Below are 23,055 nucleotides of genomic sequence, written 5' to 3'. Positions count from 1 at the left end.
AACTACATGATTTGCACGTCGTGACTGCCGCGCTGCACTTCACCGATTAACGCCGCCTCCTCGCCCTGCACCTGCAGGAACTCCACCAGCGCGAGGCTCTGCTCGCGCGGCACAATCACCACCATGCCGATGCCCATGTTGAACGTGCGGAACATCTCGGGGTCGGGCACGTTGCCCTTCTCCTGAATCAGTCGGAAGATGAACGGCACCTCCCACGAACGGCGGTCGATAATCACCCGGCAGTCGCTGGGAAGCACGCGCGGGATATTATCATAGAAACCGCCGCCGGTGATGTGTGCCATCGCGTGGATGTCAAACTGTTGCAACGCCGCCGTGATGGGGCGCAGGTAGCATCGGTGCGGGCGTAACAGCTCCTCACCCAGCGAGGTTCCCAGCTCGGGCACATAACTATCCACGCGCATACCCGCCAGTTCGAACAGCACATACCGTGCCAGCGAGTAGCCGTTGGTGTGCAAGCCGTTCGAAGCCAGTCCAATCACGGCATCGCCGGGCTGCACGCGGCTACCGTCGATAATGGCATCCCGTTCGACAATACCCACAATCGTTCCGGCGAGGTCGTACTCCCCGTCCGCATACATGCCGGGCATCTCGGCGGTCTCACCGCCCAGCAGGGCACAGCCTGCTTCCTGACACGCCTCGGACAACCCCTTCGCGACCTCCACCAGCACCTCCGGCTGCAGTTTGCCGGTAGCGAAGTAGTCCAGAAAGAAAAGCGGTTGCGCCCCCTGCACGAGGATATCGTTCACACAATGGTTCACCAGGTCATGCCCGACGGTGTCATGACGTCCCATCATGAACGCCACCTTCAGCTTGGTGCCCACGCCATCCACGCTGGAAACCAGTACCGGTTGGCGGTAGCGGCTGATGTCCAGCTGAAACATCCCACCAAATGCGCCTACATCTGCCAGCACCTGCGGCGTTTGGGTGGCGCGAATCAGTTCCTTCATGCGCAGCAGTGCAGCATGTGCGGCGTCGATATCCACACCTGCCTGGCGGTAAGTCACCGGTTCCTCTGGCATCTCTATCGCCTCCCTGCAAATCGCTACGGGCACATTATAACCGCTGAAGCACGAGGCGTCAAATGGCGACGGGCAGGACATTGCCGGCTCTATGAGAGAAAGTAATGTCGAGGAGGTTACAGAACATGGCACTGTGTCAACTGCGCTTTTTCAGCCAGTCGCTGGGGAAAGCATCGGAGATGGTGGTCGTACTGCCGGACAGCGGCGAAGGACCTTTTCCAGTGCTTTACCTGTTGCACGGGTTATCCGACGATGCTTCTATCTGGCTTCGTCGCAGTCGGATTGAGTGGTATGTGCGCGACTTGCCATTGATTGTGGTGATGCCCGACGGGGGGAGAGGCTGGTACACCAACGCGGTGAACGGTGATTCCTGCGAGGACCATATCATGAAGGACGTGGTGGGACAAACGGAGCGGCTTTTCCCTGCCGCCCGAGACCGCCAGCACCGCGCCATCGCGGGGCTATCGATGGGTGGCTATGGCGCGATGAGCCTTGCCCTGCATCACCCCGAGAGTTTCGTCGCGGCTGCCAGTCTCTCGGGAGCAGTCGCCGTTGGACACAAGCCCATCACCGATGAGATGCCGCCAGACTTCAAGCGCATCTTCGGAGAGAACCCGCAGGGCTCCGACAAAGACCTTTTTGCGCTAATAGAGAAGGTGGACAGGTCACAGCTGCCCAAACTGTGGCTGGACTGCGGGGTAGAAGACTTTCTGATTGAGGACAATCGCGCCTTCCATGCACATCTGGAGTCACTGGGCATCCCGCATGTCTACCACGAGTTTCCGGGCGCGCACACGTGGGACTACTGGGACGAACATATTCAGCAGGTGTTACAGTTCGTGATGGAAGCGATGGGACAGTGAACCTTCCGCCGATATCGTCAGACGTTCGGCAGGAGCTGCTGGACATCACCTCCGGCGTAGAGGGGTGGTTGACCGCTGAAGAGGGCGAACTGCTGTACCGACTGGCGCGGGCTTGCACCGGCGAAGGAGTGATTGTGGAAATAGGCTCCTTCAAGGGCAAGTCCACCATCTGGCTGGCAAAGGGGTCGCTGGCAGGGGCACGAACCCGAGTGGTGGCTATCGACCCGCACACCGGCTCGACGGAACACCGGCACGGCGGCGCGCCGGTGTGGACGTATGACGAATTTCTGGCTAATCTGCGTCGGGCGGGGGTGGAAGCGGTGGTAGAACCCATCGTGGCTACCTCGGCCGAAGCGGCGGCATACTTCGACCAGCCGGTGGAACTGCTCTTCATCGATGGCGACCACCGCTACGAGATGGTGCGTCAGGATTTCGACCTGTGGTTCCCCAAACTGATGGAGCGCGGCTACCTGTTGATGCACGATACCATCCGGTGGGCAGGCCCCCGCCGGGTGGCACGGGAGTCGATCTACCGGTCGGAGAGCTTCCGACACGTGGGCTTTGTCCATTCCATCACTTTCGGGCAGAAGGTGACGCGGAACGCCCCCGCCGACCGCTGGCGCAACCGCTACCTGCTGCTGTTGCACACCGTGTATGACCGTTTGAGCTATGTTCCTGTTCCCTCAGCCCTCAAACGGTTAGCGAAGGCGGTCTTCGCGCGGTTGCAGGGGTGAGGCGGTGCCGACCTTTTATGCCTCACAGGGGGTATAACATAACGTCGCAGTGAAGCCGATATTTCACCGGGCAATGGGAGGCTTGAATAAGGTAGGAGTTGCGCCGTTGAAAGACTGTTCAGAAGCTTGCGGTATAAAGCATCGTAATGTGTCATTCTGAGCAAAGCGAAGAATCTCTTTTGAGGCTCTGAGATGCTTCGTTGACGCTCAGCATGACAGGAAGTTGTCTTTGCAGTTGGTGAAAAAGCATGACCTGCTACGTGTCCACCGCAACTGCGTAACTCCTATTAAAAAAAGTTGCGAGGTGACTGATGGGTTTCGACGTTTTCGGTATGTGCAATGCACTGGTAGACCTGCAGGCGCAGGCGGATGAGGCGTTGCTGGCGCAGCTGGCACTGGAGAAAGGAGGCATGTTCCTGATTGACGAGATGCAACGTCAGGAACTGCTGCAACGCCTATCGGGTCGGGTCATCCATTCGGAAGCGGGCGGTTCCGGCGCGAACACGATGATAGGGGTCGCGCTGCTGGGCGGCACGGCATGCTACACCAGTAAGGTCGCCGATGATGAGTATGGCGCGATTTACCGACGCAGTCTCAGCAACAAGGGGGTCAAGCCCAATCTTGCCGTCGGTGCGGGTAGCACAGGCGTATCCTTCATCCTGCTGACACCCGATGCTCAGCGCACCATGTGTACCTATCTGGGAGCCAGTCAGCTGCTGCGTCCCGAAGAGGTGAACATCGACGACCTGCGCCAGAGCCGTTATCTGTACATCACGGGTTACATGTGGGACACGGAAACCCAGAAGCAATCGGTGCTGCACGCCATGCACGAAGCCAACCGCGCGGGGGTGCGCGTGGTATTCAGCCTGTCGGACATCTTCTGCGTGCGCCGGCACAAAGCCGACTTTCAGCACCTGCTGGAGCAACACGTGGACGTGCTGATTGGCAACGCCGCAGAGGCGCAGGAGCTGAGCGACACCGACAACCCACACGACGCCGCGCGTCGACTGGCACAATATTGCGACGTCGCCGTGGTCACGATGGATAGCCGCGGCGCACTGATTCGACAGGGAAGCACGGCGGATGAGATCCCGGCGTTCCGCGTGCAGGCGGTAGACGCTACCGGCGCGGGCGACATGTACGCAGCGGGACTGCTGTATGGGTTGTGCCAGGGCTGGGCGCTGGACGTCGCAGGCAGGCTGGCGGCATACACGGCGGCGCAGGTGGTCACCAAGCTCGGCGCACGGCTGGACAGCATCGAGATACCATCGCACCTGCTTCCCTAGCGCGACTGTACGTGCTATAATGCAGGCAGAACGGTGCTGTCAGGTTCTGAAGGGATTTACCACAGCAGTGTGCTGGAAGGGTTGTGGCTGAAAGTAGAGTGGCTGTGGCAACAGCCAGAACCAGGCTTACTGGATATCATGCGAAAGTGGGAAATGCTCCCTGAACAAGACCCCGGAAGGAGATGAACATGCAAGAGCGACTGAGGGAGGTTCGGGTTACCGACTTCGGTGCCGTTCCTGACGACGGTAAGGACGATACGCAGGCAATCCTCGCCGCACTGGAAGAGTGCAAGCGGCGCGCCCCCTGTGTACTCGTTTTCCCCAAAGGACGGTATGACGTACACGCAGGCAGTAATCGGCGCAACCAGTGGGTGCTGTTCCCCGTGAGCGGCATCAACGGGCTGACGGTGGACGGCAAAGGCTCCACATTAATGGTTCACGGCATCACGGGACTGTTCTGGTTCGAAAAGTGCGATGACCTGACGCTGAGGAACCTGACGGTGGATTGCGCCCGCCCCGCCTTCTCGCAGGGAAAGGTCATCGCGGTGGACGGCAACCGATTCGACGTGGAGATACCGGCGGAGTATCCCGTCAAGGGCGGTGAGCCGGTCGGCGCATATATGGACTATGACCCCCAGACGCGCCTGCCGCTGCGCCACGGGCTGGACGAGTACGGCACCGTAGAGCGCACGGAGTTGATTCGTCCACAGGTGCTGCGCGTTCACCTGAGGCAACCTGCTCGCGTCAAGCCGGGCGTGCTGGTGGTGCTGCGCCATCAGGTGTACAGCTACAACGCCTTCGTGTGCGACCGTTGCACCGACGTGCGGGTGCAGGATGTCACCATCCACACGATACCGGGCATGGGGCTGGTGGCGACTGTCTGCACCAACTCACGGTCGAGCGGATGCGCGTCGTCCCAAAGCCGGGTTCCGGGCGCATCATGTCCACCACTGCCGATGCCACGCACTTCGGCGGCTGCAAGGGAACGATTCGCCTGAGCGACTGCCTGTTCGAGGCGATGGGCGACGACGGGGTAAACATCAAGTCCGGACTGTATCTGACGCTATTGCGCCGGCTCAATGCGAATACCATTGAGGCAAGGCACAATCTGCGCATGATGGATACCCCCGACCCGGGCGACGTGATGGAGATTTCGCATGTAGACGACCTGTTACCCTACGCCAAAGCCACCGTCAAGCGGGTGCAGGTGCTGGAGGACAGTGTGGTGCGCGTGGTCTTCGAGTCTGCCCTGCCCGCCGGGCTGCGCACGGGCGATGTGTTCGGCAATGCCACTCGCGTTCCCAAAGTGCGAATCAGTGACTGCGAAGTGCGCAATAACCGTGCGCGGGGAATGCTGATTCAGACGCGCGACGTGGTGATCGAAAACTGTCGTTTCCGCGGCTGCTCGAGCGCTGGCATCATCGTTCTAACGGAAGTGGCGCACTTTTTCGAGTCCATCGGCACGCGCGATGTGACGGTGCGCAATTGCCTGTTTGAGGGGGTGAACTACGGCGCGGCGATAGTGCCCGGCGCGCTGTGCGCGATGGCGTGGATGAAAGACTTTACCTACCCGCCCAAACCCGGCATCCACCGTAACGTGACCTTTGAAGAGAATACCATCCGGCAGACCGATAACTCCGCTATCTTCGTGGCTGGCGTGGACGGCATCACCCTGCGCAACAACCGCATCGAGCGTGCCTGCGACCGTCCCACCGAGGACACTGGCAGATACGCCATCTACGTGATGAGCAGCCGAAACGTGCGCCTGCAGGACAACCGCATCGCTGCGCCGCAGGGAGCAGGGTTCAAAGAAGCGGTCGGCTGGGGAGCGGGGGTGGAGAGGTAGTCTTCGAATGCTTTCATGAACCGCTGCTGCACTTCAGCGGTTATAGCAAGATACCCTCTTCCAGCGCAGTGCGCTTCTGGGTTGCACCAGCACGGTTCCTGTCTGTACAATAAAAGGCGTCATGGAGGTGGTACAGTGCAGGACGCAGTGAATCAGGCGAACGTGCTTGTTCAGGCGCTGCCGTACATGCAACGCTACAGTGGCAGGACCTTTGTGGTGAAGTACGGCGGCGCGGCGATGGTGGATGAACGTCTCAAGGCGCAGGTGATGCAGGACATCGTGCTGCTGCGCACGGTGGGTATCAAACCGGTGCTGGTGCACGGTGGTGGCAAAGAGGTCAGCGAGGTGATGCAGCGCATGGGCTTGCAGCCGCGCTTTGCAGGCGGGCTGCGTGTGACCGACGCCCAGACGATGGAGATTGTGGAGATGGTGCTGGCGGGTACCACCAACAAGGGCATCGTGTCGCTCATCCACCGTGCGGGCGGTAAAGCGGTGGGGCTGAGCGGCAAGGATGGCAACCTGTTAGTAGCACGCAAGCTGACCCCGGGCGGCAACGACATCGGTTACGTGGGCGAGGTAACGCAGGTGAACGCGGAGGTCATCGAGGTGCTTGCCGCCGCCGGATACATTCCCGTCATCTCCTCCGTTGCCATCGGCGAGGATGGCAAGAGCTACAACGTCAACGCCGACCACGCTGCCGGAGCCATCGCGGCCGCGCTATGTGCGGAGAAGCTGATTGTGCTGACAGACGTGCCCGGCGTGCTGGCAAACCTGAACGACCCGACCTCGCTGATTTCGGAGATGAGTGTCGGGCAGGCGGAGGAACTGCTGCGCAACGGCAAGGCGGAGAGCGGTATGGCGCCCAAGCTGGAAGCTTGTATCACCGCGCTGCGCAGCGGTGTGCAACGGGCACACATCATCGACGGACGGCAGCCCCATGCTATTCTCATGGAAGTGTTCACCGACCACGGCGTGGGCACGATGATTAAGCCGTGAGACGGTTTCCGCTTGCCATAGCCATCCTGCTCAGCCTGACCGCCGCGGCTCTCGCCCAACCGCCGACCACAGCTCTGGTCATCGTAGAGGGACTGACGTGGCAGCAGGTGGAGCGTGGAGAGATTGGCGGGCTGTATGTGCTATCGCAATACGGTGCGACAGGGCTGATGAGCATTGGTGCGTCCGGTAACGACGCCGCCAGCCGATTTGCCCTCACCCTGCAGACGGGAAGACGGCTTGTCCTGCCGCGCGAAGGCACTGTCGAGGCAGTGCGTCGGCGCTATCCGAAGGTACGCTGGCTGACGGATGAACTGGCGCGCGCGGGTGTGACGGTAACACTGCATCTGGAGACATCGCAACAGCAGGTGCGTGCGCTGCTGGCTCCGTCCTTTTCGCCTCCATCTCCTTCTGCGCAGCTGCAGATATGGTGGATAGCGGGGGAACCGGCTACCATCAGCCGCGCTCTGGAGCGCGCTATCAGCCCACTCAACCCCGAACGCGACCGCCTGCTCATCATCGGACTACCTCCTGCTGGCGAGCGATTGGCGCCTGTCATCGCGGCAGGTGGCGAATTGCGAACCGGCGTGCTGACTTCCCAAACCACGCGAACCGAAGGGCTGGTCTCGGATGTGGACATCGCCCCGACCCTTCTGCGCTGGCACGGGCTTGGCCCGCACGTGGGCGAACACCCGATGCGTGTGGTGGCTCAAGAGCCGTTGGTCACGGTCAAGCATCTCGCCCGCCTGAGCCGCTGGAACGCGCAGGGGCTGATTCCGCTCGGCGCTCTGCAGGTTGGGGGCGGGCTGCTGGCGGTGCTGGCGGCACTGCAGTTGATTCGGCAAAGACGTGTCCCCCAACGCGCCAGTTTAGTGCTGTCCGTGGCGATAGGAACCCTGCTGTCGCTGCCTGCGGGCACAGTGATTGCCCCTTACCTGCCCGCCGGTCGCTTCGCACAATATGCGGCGCATGTGCTGCTGTCGGCATGGGGGCTTTCCCTGCTGGCGCATTGGGGAGCATGGCACGAGCCGTTTCGCGCCTATGTGCGCGCCTGCGCGCTGAGCGTGCTGGTGGTTGTGGTAGATGCCGTGAGCGGGCAGCACGGGGTTCAGTCATCCGTATATAGTGCCTATGCCCTGTCTGGTATCCGCTTCTACGGCATCGGCAACGAGATGATGGGAGTGCTGGTGGGTTGCGCGCTGGCCTGGGGGCTATTCGGTCTGAAGGCGACATGGCGGGCAGTGGTCTGGTTCATCTCGGCACTGGTGCTGGCAACGCCTGTGTGGGGAGCGAATCTGGGCGGTCTGCTCACCGCGGCGACAGGGTTGGGCTGCACATGGGAATGGAGTCGGAAGCGCAGGATGCCCCGCCCGCAGCGATGTGCGCAGTGGCTGCTGATGGGTATGCTGGCGGCTTTCGGGATGATGTGGGTAGATAGCCTCAGTGCATCCCCCTCACACATCGGGGAAACATGGCTACGCTGGCAGGCGGAAGGCTTCACCGCCATCGTGGACACCCTGCTCTCCAAGCTGGCACTGATGAGCCGTGTGTTACTCAGTCCGTTTGCATGGGGAGTGTTGCTGGTTATCGGCGTGGCGTTATGGGCGATGGGGCGTTCGGGTACACTGACCGCCTGGCGCAACGGCTGGCGCGGAGAGTATCTACCGTGGCTGGTGTGCATGGGAGCCGCGTTCGTGTTCAACGACTCCGGCTTTGTGCCCGCGGCAGCCATTCTGGGCGTGGGTGTGGGCGCATTGCTCACGCGGAGACTGCAGGAGGTGCAACATGGTTCGTCTGCCTGACCTGGTGGGCTATCTGGATGATTATCTCGCCATCCGGGACATCCCCGACTATCCCAACGCCTTCAACGGTTTGCAGGTAGAGGGCAAGGAGGCGATTCACCGCGTGATGACGGCAGTGGACGTTTCGGTAGCGTCCGTGGAGGAGGCGGCAGCGTGGGGTGCCGATTTGCTTGTCGTGCATCACGGACTGTTCTGGGGCGGTTTACAGCCGGTGGTGGGACGCTATCGGCGGCGATTGCAGCCGCTATTGTGCGAGGGCATCAGTTTATACTCGGCACATCTGCCGCTGGACGTGCATCCCGAAGTGGGCAACAACGTGCAGCTGGCGCGCACGCTGGGGCTATCCCCTGTGGAACGGTTCGGGGATTATCAGGGCACGCCGATTGGGGTGCTTTGCGAAACCGAGCTTCCGCTTCAGGAACTGGTGTCCCGTCTGGAAGCAAGCCTGCACACACAGGTGAAAGCCCTCTGTTTCGGCAATGCAGTGGCACGGCGGGTGGGCGTCATCACCGGCAGCGCAGGGCAGACGCGCACCCTGATCGAGGCGCATCGGACGGGTATCGACACGCTCATCACGGGCGAAGGCGCGCACCATACCTATCTGGATGCTGAAGAGCTGGGCATCAACCTGCTATACGCCGGGCACTACGCCACCGAGACACTGGGCGTGCGCGCGCTGGGCGAACATCTGCAGCGGATGTTCGGTCTGGAACATCGCTTCTTTGACCACCCGACCGGTCTATGACTCCGCTTCCCGCTGCGCCACACGCCATGCCCACCACCACGTCAGCATCGACGCCGCAGCCACCACGCCGGAGTCGTTCAACACCAGCAGCAAAATCGCCCCTGCCCAAACCGGCGCGGGCGCGCCCCTCAAACCACACAATCCAAACAACAGGAGCGGCGTCCATGCACTGCTCAGCAGGAGGCTCAGATTCATCTGCGCTTTGCGTGCTATCGTGGGTAACCACAGCGACGGGTCTTGCAGGAACCTGCCCAGATGCGACGGATTGGGCGAGAGGAACTCCCAGAGCACCACAACCGCCAGTGCGCACAATAGCATCCCTGCTCCCCACCAGCGCCATCGGCGCAGGGCGTGGAGCATCGCCACACCAAATGCCGACAACATTGCTCCCGTATTCGCACCCCAGAACGGCGCGCCCATTGCCACGGCGGTCAGCGTCCAGCGCAACAGGCTCCAGGTCCCGCTCTCCGCGAGCAGAAACCCGCTCTGCGCCCCGAACAGGCTACCCGCCATCTCATTGCCCACACCGTAGAAACGCGCCCCTTCCTGCAGCACATAGCCGTAGCCGCTCCAGCGCAGCAGATTCCCGCCGTGCAGCAGGTCTACCCCTGCAAACACCAGGAGAACCGTGCCCAGACCACGCAGGCTCTGACTCAACGGCAAGCGCGACAGCGCAATGAGCAACCCTCCCGCGCTGATAAGCCAGATTGCCACTCGCGCCTGCCACGAGATGCCCCCCAGAGGCAGGCAGATGAGCACCGGTACCAGCGATATCCCCAGCACAGGCACTACGCAGGGAAACAACCACAACGAACGCACCACTCGCCGCCGCCACCACCACAACCATGCCACTACCAGCGCGACCAGCTGCACCGTCGGCAACGCGCCTATCGTATGGTTCCACCACGCCTGCCGCACCAGCGAGTCATACAGGCGTTGCATCGTCTGAGCAGGGCTGTCGTCGGGCGACACGCGAGCGGGCAACCCCACCGCCCCGGCAGGCATCTTTGTACAGCCAAAGTGCGACAGCCACGTTGCGGTAAGGTCAGGCAGGGTGATGTAGCCCGGCAGACGAGACGAACCTGAGACCAGCAAGCCCTCACCGTCTCTGCCCAGTCGCAGCACCCACCCCAGCTGGGAGCCTCTCGCCGCCTCGGAAGGGGATGGAATCGGCATCAGCAGATAGAGCACGTCGGTGGGTTGGGTGAGGACGGTTTGCAAACGCCGCACCAGCGGCTCCAGCTGAGCAGGCTCCACCGTGTCCGCATCTATCCATAGCATCAACCGCGAGTGCCCGCGCAAGACGAATTGCGCCACGGCAAACAGGGTTGCTGAATCCATAACGACGCGGGCATCCACCTCGGGAAAGGGCGCACCTGCCAGCAGCATCGGTGAGTCGCGACGGGTAGTCAGGTAGTGCAACCGTACTCCCCTTGCCTTCAGTTCCTCCGGAAGCAGTCCCACGACCACGGGATATCCCCAGCAACAGTTTATCTGCTCCAGCTGCCGCAGCCGTTCCATTCCGTTTGGTGAGAGGCTTTCGGTTACCCGAGCGCGCGTGCCCGCATTGAGGGTGAGGTATGCGCTGCGCTCCCATTGCTCACGAGACAGGAGGGAAGATGGTCGCCACGGCGAGGAAGCCACGCGACTGAGCAACAACGCCTGCGCGCCTGGCATTGTCGCAGTGTGACGAATCAGCAAGGGCACTTCAGTCGACCGCAGGCAAACCACCGCGACCCGCTGTGCTCCCGCTGGCAGCACACAAAACAACCAGCCTGTCAAACCCAGGCAGAACAGGACAAGCCTTATGCGCCGCATGTAAACCGGAAAAATAGCCTTTTGAGATAAGCACGTAAGGTAGCTGGTCATTTTGAGCGGACCAGGAACCTTGAAGACCCCGCGTTATCCTGCATTGCTCCGCTGAGCGACAGATTCGCCACCAGGAAGGACAGCACCTTTGGCGCGGGTGTTTGCATGGGATGCGCCGGTCAATCGAAATCGAAAAGGTCTTCCAGAAAGGATTTCAGCCGCTTGCGCTTCCGGCGTGGTTTGCCCTCATAGGAGTCATCGTCATACTCGTATGGCGGGTGCTGGGGAGAGGGAGGTACTCGGATTTCGCGTCCGCCTGCTCGCGCCAGAATCTTGTCCAGCTCCCCCCGGTCCAGCCACACGCCGCGGCAGTGCGGGCAGTAATCCAATTCCACCCCGTCTCTATCCACAGGAACCAGTATCTCCTGACACTTTGGACACAACAGCCTGCCTGATATAGGCATCGTCATCGTGCGTTCCTCCGTCGTTGCTTCATGGATATTGTACCAGAAACCGGGGTGTTATTGGGAGGGCAAACCTGCGCGTGAGCCGACACAACATACCAACCGGCCCGGCAGGAGCATCGCCCTCCAGATGATGTCCGTGCCAGCGTATCGGGCAACATCAGGCGTGTTATCAGCTAACCCCGAAGCAACGGATAATGGTTAACGCTCATCGATGGGCACGTAGTGCAGCCCATCGGGTCCGACATACCTGGCGCGGGGGCGTATCAACCGGTTGCTCGCCCACTGTTCCAGAATGTGCGCGGTCCACCCAACGACCCGACTGACAGCGAAGATGGGCGTGAACAGCTCGGACGGAATGTTCATCGCTTGATAGCAGATACCCGAATAGAGGTCTACGTTCGGGTAGACCTTGCTGTTCTCGCGCATGGTACGCTCTACCTCGACGCAGGTCTGGTAGAGCCACTCGTGCTGGGTACCTCGCGTGAGCTGCTCGGCGTAGCGACGCAAGATGCCTGCGCGAGGGTCATCGGTGCGATACACACGGTGTCCGAATCCGGGTACCTTTACTTTGTTTGCCAGTGCGTTCTTCACCCAAGCTTCTGCCTTGCCCGGATCGCCGATTTCGTGCAGCATCCGGATGACCTGCTCGTTGGCGCCGCCGTGCAGGGGTCCTTTCAATGCGCCGATAGCACCGGTTACCGCCGAGTACATGTCCGACATCGTCGCGGCAACCACACGTGCTGCGAATGTGGAAGCATTCAGCTCATGGTCCGCATGAAGGATGAGCGACACGTCAAAGGCGTGTACCCACTCTTCAGGTGGTTCCTCTCCGTGCAGAGTATAGAGGAAGTTATAAGCGATGCTCCTGCCGGGGATGGGATGAATGGGTTCCATACCCTGCCGCAGTCGCTGGTGTGCGGTCACCAGCTGGGGGATGCGTTCGGTCAGGCGGATTGCCTTGCGCAGGCAAGCATCCAGGCGGGTGTTACCGCTATCCGGGTCCCAGTGCCCCAACGACGATACCGACGTGCGCAACATCTCCATCGGGGTTGCCGTTTTGGGAAACATGCGCAGTATCATCACTGTTTCGATCGGCAGTTCCATGCTACCGGTGAAGCTATCGAGGAACGCCTCGAACTCCACTTTGCCGGGCAGTCGGCCGTACCACAGCAGGTAAGCAACCTCTTCGAAAGTGGACTTCTCGGCAAGCTCGACCACATCATAGCCCCGGTAGAGCAGTCTGCCTTTTTGCCCATCGATGAAGCAGATGCTGGACTCGGTGGCGATAACGTCCTGCAGTCCCATGTGCACTACCTGTTCTTCCGTTTTCTCACTCATGTAATCCACCTCCTGAGATAAACAAAAAGGCGACAACAAATTTGTTGCCGCCTTTGGCACAGGTTGCAATCTCTTCTACACCGCAGACGGAAGCCTGCGATGATAGATTGCGGCTGCGCGGGCTACTTCGCCAGCGCTTTCTTCGCGTATTCGCGAGCCGACTCGAGCTGTCCCGCTGAGCCGAGCAGTTCGTTGCGGCTGGCGATGAACTTGGCGTATTCCGCCATGAAGATTTTACCCGGCTCGCGCAGGTCGAATTTATCGCAGTGGTCGCGGAAGAACTCGCGATGCACACGGCACCAGACGAGGCGTCCGTCGGTGTCGATGTTAATCTTGCACACACCCAGTTTGGCAGCGGGCAGATACTGCGAGGGGTCCACGCCTTTGGTGCCTTTCAGGCAGCCGCCCGCGGCGTTGATACGCTCGACCTCCTCCTGCGGCACCGAGGACGAACCGTGCATCACCAGCGGGAAGCCGGGCAGACGCTTCTGAATCGCCTCCACGCGGTCCAGATGGATCCGCTGGGAGCCGCTGAACTTGTACGCGCCGTGGCTGGTGCCGATAGCCACTGCCAGACTATCGCACCCAGTGCGCTTGACGAACTCCTCCGCCTCAGCGGGGTCGGTCAGGCGGGCGTCCTTCTCGTCTACGGAGATGTGCTCTTCCACACCGCCCAGCATACCCAGCTCCGCCTCCACGCTGATGCCTTTGGCGTGTGCGGCTTCCACGACACGCTTCGTCACCGCGATGTTCTCCTCGAAGGGCAGGTGCGAGCCGTCGATCATCACCGACGAGTAGAACCCGCTCTCGATGCAGTCGTAGCATGTCTGCTCATCACCATGGTCCAGATGCACTGCGAACAGCGCGTCCGGCCATATCTGCTCCGCCGTGCGGATAATCGCTTCCAGCATCCGTTTATCGGTGTAGGAGCGTGCGCCTTTGCTAATCTGAATGATGAAAGGCGCCTGCGACTCCATGTTACCCCTGAACAGCCCCATTGCCTGCTCGAGGTTGTTGATGTTGTACGCGCCGAGCGCATACTTGCCGTATGCGTGCTCGAACAGAATACGGGTTGGAACAATCATCGTTCGGTCTCCTTATTCCTCCCTGGCAGGTTACACTACCCGGTGGTATGTTCGCCGGCGCTTGCGGTTTTTCCTGTGGACAGGACAACCAGCGCCTTGTGGCTTTTGCTTACCACGTGTATTATATCACGTTTGTGCCCGGCACAGGGAAACGGGTTATTGGGGCGGACGGGAGATTTCAGAACGGCGTCTTGTACTCGAGCGCGCCCGCCAGCTCATTGCGCGAAAGACCGTGCGGCACGCGGTGCTGGTAGTTGGTCAGGCGCAGGCTCAAGTTGAGGAAATGGTCATCGTCCAGTTGCCAGCCGTAGCGCAGGTGGAAGGAATGCGCTGTTCCCTTGTTGCCCTGGTAGTTCACCGAGTCCAGGCTGTAACCCACCTCACCACTGGAGAGGGCAGAGAGCCTGCCAGCCACGCTCAACAGCGCACGGCGGATAATCTGGCGTTTGGCGTAGTCGGTTTCGATTCGGTACTCCCCGTTCAGCACCTGGCGACTGTTCAGGCGCGTGCTCATTTTCCACACGTCCAGCCCTATCGGCTGCACGCGGTTATTGCCCTGCTCAGGCAGGGTCAGGAACTGATGGCTGATCGAGGTGTTCGGATTCAGCTGCCAGTCTAACGCGTAGCGGCGCACGTGCCATGTCCCCATATTCGGCTGTTCAATCATGCGGTAGTATATTTCCCCTTTGAAGTTGCTCATGGGGGCGACGGTGAACTGATACGTGCGCATCACCAAACGGTCGGCTGCCTGCGGGATAAAGGCGGAGGTGTATTCCGCCAGCAGGCTGTGCTTGCCCAGATTCGCGGTGATGCGCCCACTGCGCGTCTCTTTTTGCCAGGTTGCCCTGTCTGCCAGCGCAGCGTATGCACCGGTGAACTGGATGTTGGTCAAGCCCAGTGCGTTGAACGGCTTCAGCGACGAGACGGATATCTCGCTCTGCGCTTTGGTGTTCACGCGGTCCACGCGCAGTTCGTCGTACTTGCCTGTGACGTTGGCAAAGTTCAGCACCGGACCCGACAGCGCAAAGCTCTTCAGCAGGCTGCCGGTATCGGCGCTGGTGGTGCGGCGCGACAGGCTCATGGCAAAGGTCAGGTCTTTGCGCAGCAGCCACTGGGAGGATACCGTGCGTATCAACTCGGAAGGGCGATCGCTGCGCCCGAACCTCTGCTCGGTGAACTGCATGACAGCGCTCCTGGAGACGGGCGTTTGCACCTGCACGGTATCGGCGGTATCGTAGTAGCCGTCGGTGCGGCGCAGGTGTTTCTGCTCCACCACAAACCATACCGGTCGGCTCTTGTCGGATTCCACGCGCCAGAAGTTGGTCAACGAGGTGGTGGGTTCGAGCAGTACGCCCTCTTCCTCCACCCGATCGCGATACGCGGAGAACTTCAGCCCTTTTCCGAGCGCGTGGTCGATGGCGGTGGTCTCACGCCACTGGCGATGCAGTACTTCCGTTGCGCCATCGCGGTTGGTACGGTCGTTCAGGTGTGTAATGCGTGTGGTCGCCGCGGGTTGATACTGGAAGTACAGGCGCTGGCGTCGGTGCATCTGTTGCACCTGGGCGTTGTGCGAGTCGATCCAGAAGCCCTCAAACCACAGCGTTTTACTGACCTGCCATTGCGCCGCCATGTCGAAGTACTTGAAGCCCAGCAAACCGCTCAGGTCGTTGCGGTCGGTCTCGGTCAGGTCGCCAATGCGCGAGAAGGTGGGGTCTACCTGCTTGATATTGGCAAACAACGACAGGCGCGGCGTGCGCAGGGCGTAAGACTGTTTGATAATCGAACCCTGCGAATCGCGGATATTGCCGAACAGTGCGCTGATGGCGGTGTTCTTGTCCAGTGCGAGGCGCGTGCTGATGAGCCTCCGCGCGATACCCGTCTCCGCAGCGTACAGCTTGCGCTCGGGGTCGGTCAGGTCTCCCAGTCGGTTGAAACCTTCGCTGATGCTCTGCTGCTGATAAGCTACCTCGAACTTGGGGCTGGTGTAAGCGACCTGCATGCGCTTCACGTCACCACTGGCGTCTTCTACCGTTGTTTTCATGACGCTGACCTGTGTGTTGGCGGCTGCAGTCATGTTCATGCGCAGGGTCTCTCGCTGCAACCCCGCCTCGCGCAGAACCTGCTGCCTGTCTTTGTCGGTGACGGCGTTCGCGCCGGGTTCCACCTGCTGACGCGCCAGCAGTGCCATCTGGTTTATCTCTTCCGGCGTGAGGTTTGCCACCGCGAAACTGGGGTCGGTGCCGAGTCGGGTATAGTCCACCTGCACCGTCTGGGTGTTCAGCGATATCTGACGCAAGTTCAGGTTACCCGTCTCGGTACGGATGGTTTGCTGCATAAACAGGTTGGGCAGGTTCGTGCCTTTGAACGGAGGCAGCTCTGCCCTCAAGAAAGAGCGCACCCAGCCTCGCTCCTTCGCCCACTGTGCCCGCTGTCCCTCGGCAAGGTCGTTGAAGCGGGTGAACTCTTTATCGATGTCCTGTGTGCTGTAAGTGAGCTTCAGTCCGGCGGTTTGCAGCGCGTAGTTTGTCAGCTCGATGCTACTACCCGAATCGAGGATGCGCTGACGCTCAAAACCCAGCTGTGAGTTGCCGCTCAGGCGAAACAGGGCGGAGAGGGTGTCGCGCGTTAGTCCGCGCTCCTTCGCCCACTGTGCTCGCTGGTCTTCACGCAGGTCATTGAAGCGCTGGAATTGGGGATCGATCTTGGTCTCGCTGAAGCGCAGCTCCATCTGTTTGGTCTGCACGCTGTAATGCGTCTGTCGGATATCCCCCTTGCCATCGGTGATGCGGCTGACATCGGTCTGCAGGTTCATCCCGCCAGCCACGTAGCCCAGCCCGTAGCTCATGCGGCGCATCCCCCGCTCTTTCTCCAGCCAGCCGAGCAGCTGGTCGGGGGCAGCTTTTTGCTCGCGCAGAGCGGCGAAACCCGCGAAGCGCTGCCCTACGTCCTGATACATGCCTCGCAGCTGCAGCCCGCCCACGCTCCAGTTCAGGTTCTGCAGAATGAGCCGGTCGGAGCCGGCGGCGGCTTGCGTATTCGGACGTGAAGGCGCACCCGGTTGCAGGGTGGGGTCTGCCACCGCCTGTATTGCCCGCTGCGAGGAGAAGAACAGCAAGCCTTCCACAGCACTGTTGCTATTCAGATTCAGGCGGGTCTGCATACCGTAGGTATCGGTCTGCAGGGTGGTACCGTCCTCGCGGCGCAGGAACGCGCTGGAGCTGTACATCATGTTCAGCTGGCTCTGTCCGAACTGCAGCCTCATCGAGGGAGCCTGCAGCAATCCACGCTGTTCACTGGAGCCGGGCACGTAGCGGTAATACACCCGTATCGTCTGCGAGGTGCGCACCGGCTCGGTGAAGAAGATAGTGCCTGTCGTATAGTCAATGGTATAGTCCTGATTGCGCTGCAGGGTACGAGCGTCTACCATCACACGCTCGCTTTCGGGCACGATATTGCCGTAGCGCAGCAGGTAGCCGGCTCGCGTGCCATTGCCGCGCAGCAGGTCGGCGTTTGCCTGTCCCACCTGAGAACCAGCCGACGGCGATTTGGAGGCAGTAATACGCCCTTCCGCGAGGGGTATGGTGGGAGGTGTGTTATCCTGTCCCCACGCGGTCGCCATGACTGCGAAGGCGGCAGCCGCCAGCAATATGTAACGAACCGATAACCTCATCAGAACCGAACTTTGATAACGTCCAATTCGACCTGTTTGCGCTCGATCTTACGCTCCAGCTGCCCTTTCAGTTGTTCCGCACCCCGAATGCGGATTTGCTCCCGTAAAGACTCCAGTCCCTGCGTTGGAGAGGGCACGACTTCTGCCGGAAGAGTGAAGCGCGTCGCGACGGTTTTGCTGTCCTCCATCTCTTCCGGTTGTTCGGCAATCACATTGTCCGTACCCGCAGGCGGACTATTGACGTCGATGTGGGGCACGTCCTCTTCCATGACCGGCTCGCCCTGCAACGCATCGGTCGGAGCAGGAGCAGGGGTGATTCGCGCACGAGTCACTGCAGACCATTTTGCCTCGTTTTTCACCGACGGTGTCTTCGCAGGAGCTGCAGGTTGCTGTGCTACCGAACGCCGCACCGCACGAGTCCCCATATTCAACGAAGCCACACCGCCTTGCTTTTGGGCAGATAGAGAACCACTGAACCGCTGAGGCATGGCGGATGGCTGGCTCTGCGGGTTACGCAATGCGAGGGTGCTCACCATCTGAGGCACCTGTCGGGGGATAAACTGCCACACAAACATCGCTATCAATACCACGGCGGTCGTCAGCGCGGCACGCCATGCCATCCGTCGCCAGCCCATTGCCAGTCGTTCTGTCCATGTAGGTTGGTCCACCGTCGCCGACAGAATGCGTGCCTTCAGCATCGGCGGAGGCTCTTGTGGAGGCAAAAGGCTTACTACCCGTCGCAGTGACTGCAGATGCACCACCGCCTCCTGACATCCCGCGCACTGCTCCAGATGCGCTTCCACCTGCTCGCGTTCATCTGGCGGCAGGGCATTATCCACATACGCCGACAGCGCTGTCCACCACTCTACGCAGACCTTCATCGTCCCATCCCCCGGCTTGCTGTGAAATGGAGTGCCCACTTTTTCTCGTCCCACCTATTTAGATACTGATCCGCTTGCAATGTTTCATCTCTGACAACGCGCAGAATAAAAATTGTCGGAGTGCGAATCGCAACCTCTGTGCAGAGGTTCTTAGCAGGAGCATGTGCCACCCTCACAGAAAAGGTGCTTGGTGCGTTGGCTGGGGGGCGAACCTTCTGGTGAGGCGCCCCTACCCTACCTCCCTGCGGGCGGGGAGGCGAGTTTACGGCTCAAGGGGAGCCTCGCCCTGCATCAGGTCACACCACATCGTCATGGACAGGAGACACAGCGATGCCTCAAACACGGTGGCAGATAATACCGTTTGGATGGACGGTGCAGGATGACGGCACGGTGCGCGCGGAGATGCCCCAGGGTGCGCTGTTGCTGAAGGACAGCTTCTCGCAGGCGGGCGAACTGAACGCGACGGTGGTGGTGCATCGCGCTGTCACTAACCCGACCTACTGGAAAACGGTGGGCATCACCCTGTGGCAGGATGACCGCCACCACTGGCGGCTGAATCTGGTGGAAGCTCCCGAAAACCTGCAGTATCGCCACACCGCCGAATTGCACGAGCTGTACGGTGGCACCTGGCTGGCGGGCAATGAACCCGCTACCCGTCTCACCGTTAAGCAGAGCTTCAGCCTTCCCGACTGGAGCTGGGAGTACGGAAAGCCGTACTGCCTGCGCCTGATTTGGAACGCGCAAACTATCCGCGGAGAAATCTACGACGCGCAAAATACGCTCTGCTGGGCATACGAATGGGCACTGGATAATCCGAAGGCGGTGCGTGCGGGCTATCTGGGGTTGACCTGCAACGCTTTCGACGCCACCTTCTCGCAAATAGAGACGCGCAACACCGTACCTGCCGAGCCACCACGTCCCGAACAGAAGCCCCGACCAGCCTACAAGGTGGCGCACGTGGGCAGGAAGGTACGCCAGGCTACCGGCTTTTTCCGCGTGGAGGAGATAGACGGCGTCTGGTGGTTCATTGACCCCGAGGGGCGGCTCTTCTTCGCACTCGGTACCGACCACACCAGCTACTTTGTGCACTGGTGCGAGAAGCTGGGTTACGCCCCTTACCATGAGAATATGAAGAGGCGACACGGTTCCGAGCAGGCGTGGGCACAGGAAACCCTGCAGCGTCTGAAAAGCTGGAACTTCAATATCCTTGCCGCGAACCATTCGTCCTACCTCCGCCATCAGGGGCTGGCATACATCGATAACATTCTGGGCATGGGACAGGGCTTTGCCGCTATTGACGATTTGGTGAAACAGGTTCACTGGACGGGGTTTCCCAACGTATTCTCTCCGCGATGGCAGCAATGGTGTGACTGGATAGCCTACCAGCGTTGCGCTCCCCTGCGAGACGACCCCTGGCTTATCGGCTATTTTCTGGACAACGAGCTGGAGTGGTTCGGCAAGGATTACAAACCGTGGGGGATCGCCATCGAGGCGTTGAAACGTGCAAGGGGGCACGACTCTCGCGTGGCTCTGGCGCAGCTGCTGCGCGACCGCTATCGGGGCGATGTGCAGGCATTCAACCGCGCATGGGATGCCCGCATCCGCGATTTCGACGACATCGCGCACGGCGAGCAACCACCCACCATCCGCACAAAGGCGGCAGAGGAGGACGGCATCGCCTTCACCCGTCTGGCGGCGGAGCTCTATTTCCGAACCTGCGCGGAAGCCATCCGCAAGCACGACCCCAACCATCTGGTTCTGGGCTGCCGCTTCGCAGGGGAGGCGCCACCCATTCTGGACATCGCAGGGAAGTACTGCGACGTGGTGAGCATCAACACCTATCCCCGCATCGACCTGCGTGCAGGGTGTGTGCTGGACTGGGAAGAACGGCTGCGCGAATACTATCGGCAGTCCAGACGCCCCCTGATGATTACGGAATGGAGCTTCCCCGCGCTGGACAGTGGCCTTCCCTGCAAACACGGCGCGGGTATGCGGGTGGATACGCAGCAACAGCGGGCGGAGTGCTTCCGCATTTTCCAGTCTGCCGTGTTTCACCTGCCGTTTATGGTGGGGTCTAACTTCTTCATGTGGGTGGATGAGCCTGCACTGGGCATCAGCAGCACCTTCCCCGAAGACAGCAACTACGGGCTGGTGAACGAGCAGGGCGAACCGTATAAGATTCTCGTACAAACTGCAACAGAATTGCAGGCAAAGGTATACGCGATGCACACCGAATCCGTGCGATACCGCACGCGAAGCCCGCAACCACCGCCAGTTAGCAAGCCAGCATTCCCGCGTCGGCGGTGGAACATTCCCTCACAAGCTACGCTGGCGTGGCAGGTGGATTTGCAGAATACGAATCGACAGCCGTTCTCTGGCTGGATAGGGATCGACCTGCCCGAACATCCAATGGCGCAACAACAATCTGGCGAGTGGCGGTGTGTGAGCATGGACGGCAAGGCGGTGCGGTTCCACATCGAGCCGCTCTTCCGGCAACGGCTATGGCTGTATGTGCAGAACGTGCCACCGGGCAGGACGTGGAGTGGGCTGGTGCTGTTTGTGCCGGCACGCCAGGAACGCCGTCCGCAGGACTACACCATCGCTGCCGATTTCCAGCTGAAATCCCCAAACTTTGACCTGCTATTTGGAAACGAGCGGGCACCGATACGCACCATCTACTGGCAGGGGCAGCGGATAGGCAGCTACACCGTGCTGGTGCAGCAGAGCCTGTCGCAGATGCAATGGGTACCCCCCAATCGCCACGAAGGGGTGCAACTGGTGGGGACACCGTTTGGACACTACCTGCGCGGCTGGCTGACCCACCGCGATGGCTCCGCGATTACCGAAGTGAACCAGCAGACGGGGGTTTTTGCGGCACAGCAGGCACGTCCGCAAAGCTACCGCGTGGAATGGGAAATGGAGGTGCGTGAAGACCTGCTGCAGCCGATGCTGCTGGTGCGGATGCGTCGCCTGCAGAACCTGAGCGCAATTCCACTGCGCGTGGAGGCAGTGTACCACTATGCCCAGAGCCAGCTGCACGGCGACGGCAGGGATGACCAGCCTGCCGGAGTGCCCAATTATTACCTGAACGCGGGTGCATGGAGCCATACGCAGGCAGGGCTGTTCTACGGTTCAATGCCCTTCGAGTCGGAAAAGTGGAAGTGCACCTTCTGGAAAGACCCCGGCGGCGGACAGCATCCCGACCTTTGGCAGGATGTCAAGCAGGAAGTCAAACCGGGCGAAACCATCGCGCTGGACGGCGGCTGGGTTGCGCTGCTCATCGGCAGGGGCGACTTCGGCAAGGGGGACTGGGCGAACCTGACCGTGCAGGTGCAATCTCTTTCGGGAGTCCTGAGCGGCGTACAATGGCTGCGCCGAAGATAGGCGTTTTGGGAGGCTATGGCAGCACCGGCAGGTGGATTGCGGCGCTGCTGCTGGAACACACGAACGCGCATCTGGTTATTGCCGGACGTCATATCCTTCGCGCGCAGGAAGAGGCACGCGACTGGAGGTGTGTGGGGACTTCACCGGACAACGGCAGAACCTGATGACGGAATGCCTTTATCAACAGGCTCCTTTGCAGGGCGTCCGCCCCTTCTGTAAGCGGCAGGAGGGTTAACATGAACGTGAAGGCAAGGACGTTTGTTGCACCGAAAACAGAATCTCATTGGATAGGGACTCACTCGGTTTTGGGATACGTGATATGAGATGGGGTGACCTCATCGAGCAAATCATGCGGGAGAATAACGGGATAGCTTCCCTAACGCATCTGTATGAACGCGCACCGCTACATCGAGAGCGGATGCCCTCCGGCGACTGGCGTAAAACATTACGAGGTGTTCTATATCGGGAAGCAAAGGCTGGCAGATTCGTCAAAGTGGGTTTGGGAGTATATGCGCTGCCAGAAGCCCAAAAAGCAGAGCCGTCTTCTGCCTATCAGTACGCTCTCGATAAGCGTTCTTATCGGGACTATATCGGGAACAGACCTGACCTGCACGCTACCATCGAGGGTATGTTGATTGAAATCGGTAACTACCTGGATTACAACACCTACACTCCTGACGTCAACAGGCTGTTCGATGGTAAACGTCTTGGTGACCTGTGTGTGCTGCGGCAGGTGCCGGATTTCACCTATCAAGATGTGAAGGAGCGCGTGGGGCGGTGTGATGTCATCTGGTTTTCGCGCACTGCGCATCCCTTTCCAAAGTATGTTTTTGAGGTAGAAACCACCACAGATTTCGAACGCTCGATGCTCAAGATGTTCGCCCTCAAGGAATTCGAAACTCGTTTGGTGCTGGTGGCACATGAGAACCGACGCCATCTTTTCGAACAACGCATCAGCCATGAGCCGTTTGCCACGATATCAAGCAAGTTCTACTTTCGCTCAGTGGAGCTGGTGGCAGAGTTTTACTTCAACTGTGTGGAGCATTACGAGCTGCGCAGCAGATTCCTGGTGTGATTGAGGCAGATGAAAAGACGTTGGGGGGATTTAAAGT

At 60.3% G+C, this 23,055-nt stretch carries 18 protein-coding genes; 11 read left to right on the top strand and 7 right to left on the bottom strand.

Going from position 1 to position 23,055, the window contains the following annotated elements:
- Window positions 1–2: 2 nt before the first annotated feature.
- Window positions 3–1,040 carry a phosphoribosylformylglycinamidine cyclo-ligase gene (gene purM / locus K6U75_08295; protein MCL6475036.1) on the bottom strand — a complete coding sequence of 346 codons (1,038 nt, stop codon included), beginning with the start codon at window positions 1,038–1,040 and terminating at the stop codon, window positions 3–5.
- Between the two features lie 125 nt (window positions 1,041–1,165).
- Here purM and K6U75_08290 point away from each other — a divergent pair, with 125 nt between their 5' ends.
- The 8 genes from K6U75_08290 to K6U75_08255 all read left to right on the top strand — a co-directional run bounded on the left by K6U75_08290 (window position 1,166) and on the right by K6U75_08255 (window position 9,309).
- Complete coding sequence (locus K6U75_08290; GenBank protein MCL6475035.1) at window positions 1,166–1,903, top strand: esterase family protein; 738 nt, start codon at window positions 1,166–1,168, stop codon at window positions 1,901–1,903.
- On the top strand, window positions 1,900–2,637 hold the full coding sequence (locus tag K6U75_08285; GenBank protein MCL6475034.1) for a class I SAM-dependent methyltransferase: 738 nt from the start codon (window positions 1,900–1,902) through the stop codon (window positions 2,635–2,637). Before K6U75_08290 ends, K6U75_08285 begins: the two co-directional genes overlap by 4 nt.
- 311 nt (window positions 2,638–2,948) lie before the next feature.
- Entirely contained in the window at window positions 2,949–3,923 is a 975-nt protein-coding gene (locus K6U75_08280; GenBank protein MCL6475033.1) for an adenosine kinase, read from the top strand.
- Between the two features lie 188 nt (window positions 3,924–4,111).
- Window positions 4,112–4,921, top strand: a complete 810-nt coding sequence (locus K6U75_08275) for a hypothetical protein (protein ID MCL6475032.1) — start codon at window positions 4,112–4,114, stop codon at window positions 4,919–4,921.
- A complete protein-coding gene (locus K6U75_08270) occupies window positions 4,828–5,769 on the top strand; it encodes a right-handed parallel beta-helix repeat-containing protein (GenBank protein MCL6475031.1) in 942 nt (313 codons plus the stop codon). The genes K6U75_08275 and K6U75_08270 overlap by 94 nt, the downstream gene beginning before the upstream one ends.
- A gap of 102 nt (window positions 5,770–5,871) precedes the next feature.
- Entirely contained in the window at window positions 5,872–6,765 is an 894-nt protein-coding gene (gene argB, locus K6U75_08265) for an acetylglutamate kinase (GenBank protein MCL6475030.1), read from the top strand.
- Window positions 6,762–8,564 (top strand): hypothetical protein, encoded by a 1,803-nt coding sequence (locus K6U75_08260; GenBank protein MCL6475029.1) that lies wholly within the window; start codon window positions 6,762–6,764, stop codon window positions 8,562–8,564. The genes argB and K6U75_08260 overlap by 4 nt, the downstream gene beginning before the upstream one ends.
- Window positions 8,548–9,309, top strand: a complete 762-nt coding sequence (locus K6U75_08255) for a Nif3-like dinuclear metal center hexameric protein (GenBank protein MCL6475028.1) — start codon at window positions 8,548–8,550, stop codon at window positions 9,307–9,309. The genes K6U75_08260 and K6U75_08255 overlap by 17 nt, the downstream gene beginning before the upstream one ends.
- Here the strand turns inward: K6U75_08255 and K6U75_08250 are convergent.
- From K6U75_08250 to K6U75_08225, 6 genes are all read right to left on the bottom strand, one after another.
- Window positions 9,304–11,040: a hypothetical protein gene (locus tag K6U75_08250; GenBank protein MCL6475027.1), complete on the bottom strand. Its 1,737-nt coding sequence runs from the start codon at window positions 11,038–11,040 to the stop codon at window positions 9,304–9,306. The genes K6U75_08255 and K6U75_08250 overlap by 6 nt on opposite strands.
- Window positions 11,041–11,297: 257 nt before the next feature.
- Window positions 11,298–11,588: a zf-TFIIB domain-containing protein gene (locus tag K6U75_08245; GenBank protein ID MCL6475026.1), complete on the bottom strand. Its 291-nt coding sequence runs from the start codon at window positions 11,586–11,588 to the stop codon at window positions 11,298–11,300.
- A gap of 195 nt (window positions 11,589–11,783) precedes the next feature.
- Window positions 11,784–12,923: a citrate synthase gene (locus tag K6U75_08240; GenBank protein MCL6475025.1), complete on the bottom strand. Its 1,140-nt coding sequence runs from the start codon at window positions 12,921–12,923 to the stop codon at window positions 11,784–11,786.
- A gap of 122 nt (window positions 12,924–13,045) precedes the next feature.
- A complete protein-coding gene (locus K6U75_08235) occupies window positions 13,046–14,008 on the bottom strand; it encodes a ketose-bisphosphate aldolase (GenBank protein MCL6475024.1) in 963 nt (320 codons plus the stop codon).
- A gap of 178 nt (window positions 14,009–14,186) precedes the next feature.
- Window positions 14,187–17,678 carry a hypothetical protein gene (locus K6U75_08230; protein ID MCL6475023.1) on the bottom strand — a complete coding sequence of 1,164 codons (3,492 nt, stop codon included), beginning with the start codon at window positions 17,676–17,678 and terminating at the stop codon, window positions 14,187–14,189.
- On the bottom strand, window positions 17,678–18,559 hold the full coding sequence (locus tag K6U75_08225) for a zf-HC2 domain-containing protein (protein ID MCL6475022.1): 882 nt from the start codon (window positions 18,557–18,559) through the stop codon (window positions 17,678–17,680). The genes K6U75_08230 and K6U75_08225 overlap by 1 nt, the downstream gene beginning before the upstream one ends.
- Before the next feature lie 330 nt (window positions 18,560–18,889).
- Here K6U75_08225 and K6U75_08220 point away from each other — a divergent pair, with 330 nt between their 5' ends.
- From K6U75_08220 to K6U75_08210, 3 genes are all read left to right on the top strand, one after another.
- The gene (locus tag K6U75_08220; GenBank protein ID MCL6475021.1) at window positions 18,890–21,943 is read left to right on the top strand and encodes a hypothetical protein; all 3,054 of its coding nucleotides are present in this window, start codon (window positions 18,890–18,892) and stop codon (window positions 21,941–21,943) included.
- Window positions 21,925–22,107, top strand: a complete 183-nt coding sequence (locus K6U75_08215; protein MCL6475020.1) for a hypothetical protein — start codon at window positions 21,925–21,927, stop codon at window positions 22,105–22,107. Before K6U75_08220 ends, K6U75_08215 begins: the two co-directional genes overlap by 19 nt.
- Window positions 22,108–22,262: 155 nt before the next feature.
- Window positions 22,263–23,018 (top strand): hypothetical protein, encoded by a 756-nt coding sequence (locus K6U75_08210; GenBank protein MCL6475019.1) that lies wholly within the window; start codon window positions 22,263–22,265, stop codon window positions 23,016–23,018.
- Window positions 23,019–23,055: the final 37 nt, after the last annotated feature.

The sequence above is a fragment of the Bacillota bacterium genome (genome assembly GCA_023511455.1).
Taxonomy (GTDB): domain Bacteria; phylum Armatimonadota; class HRBIN16; order HRBIN16; family HRBIN16; genus HRBIN16.
The sequence above is the reverse complement of the archived record's forward strand: the minus strand, read 5'-3'. Positions and strand labels throughout refer to the sequence as shown.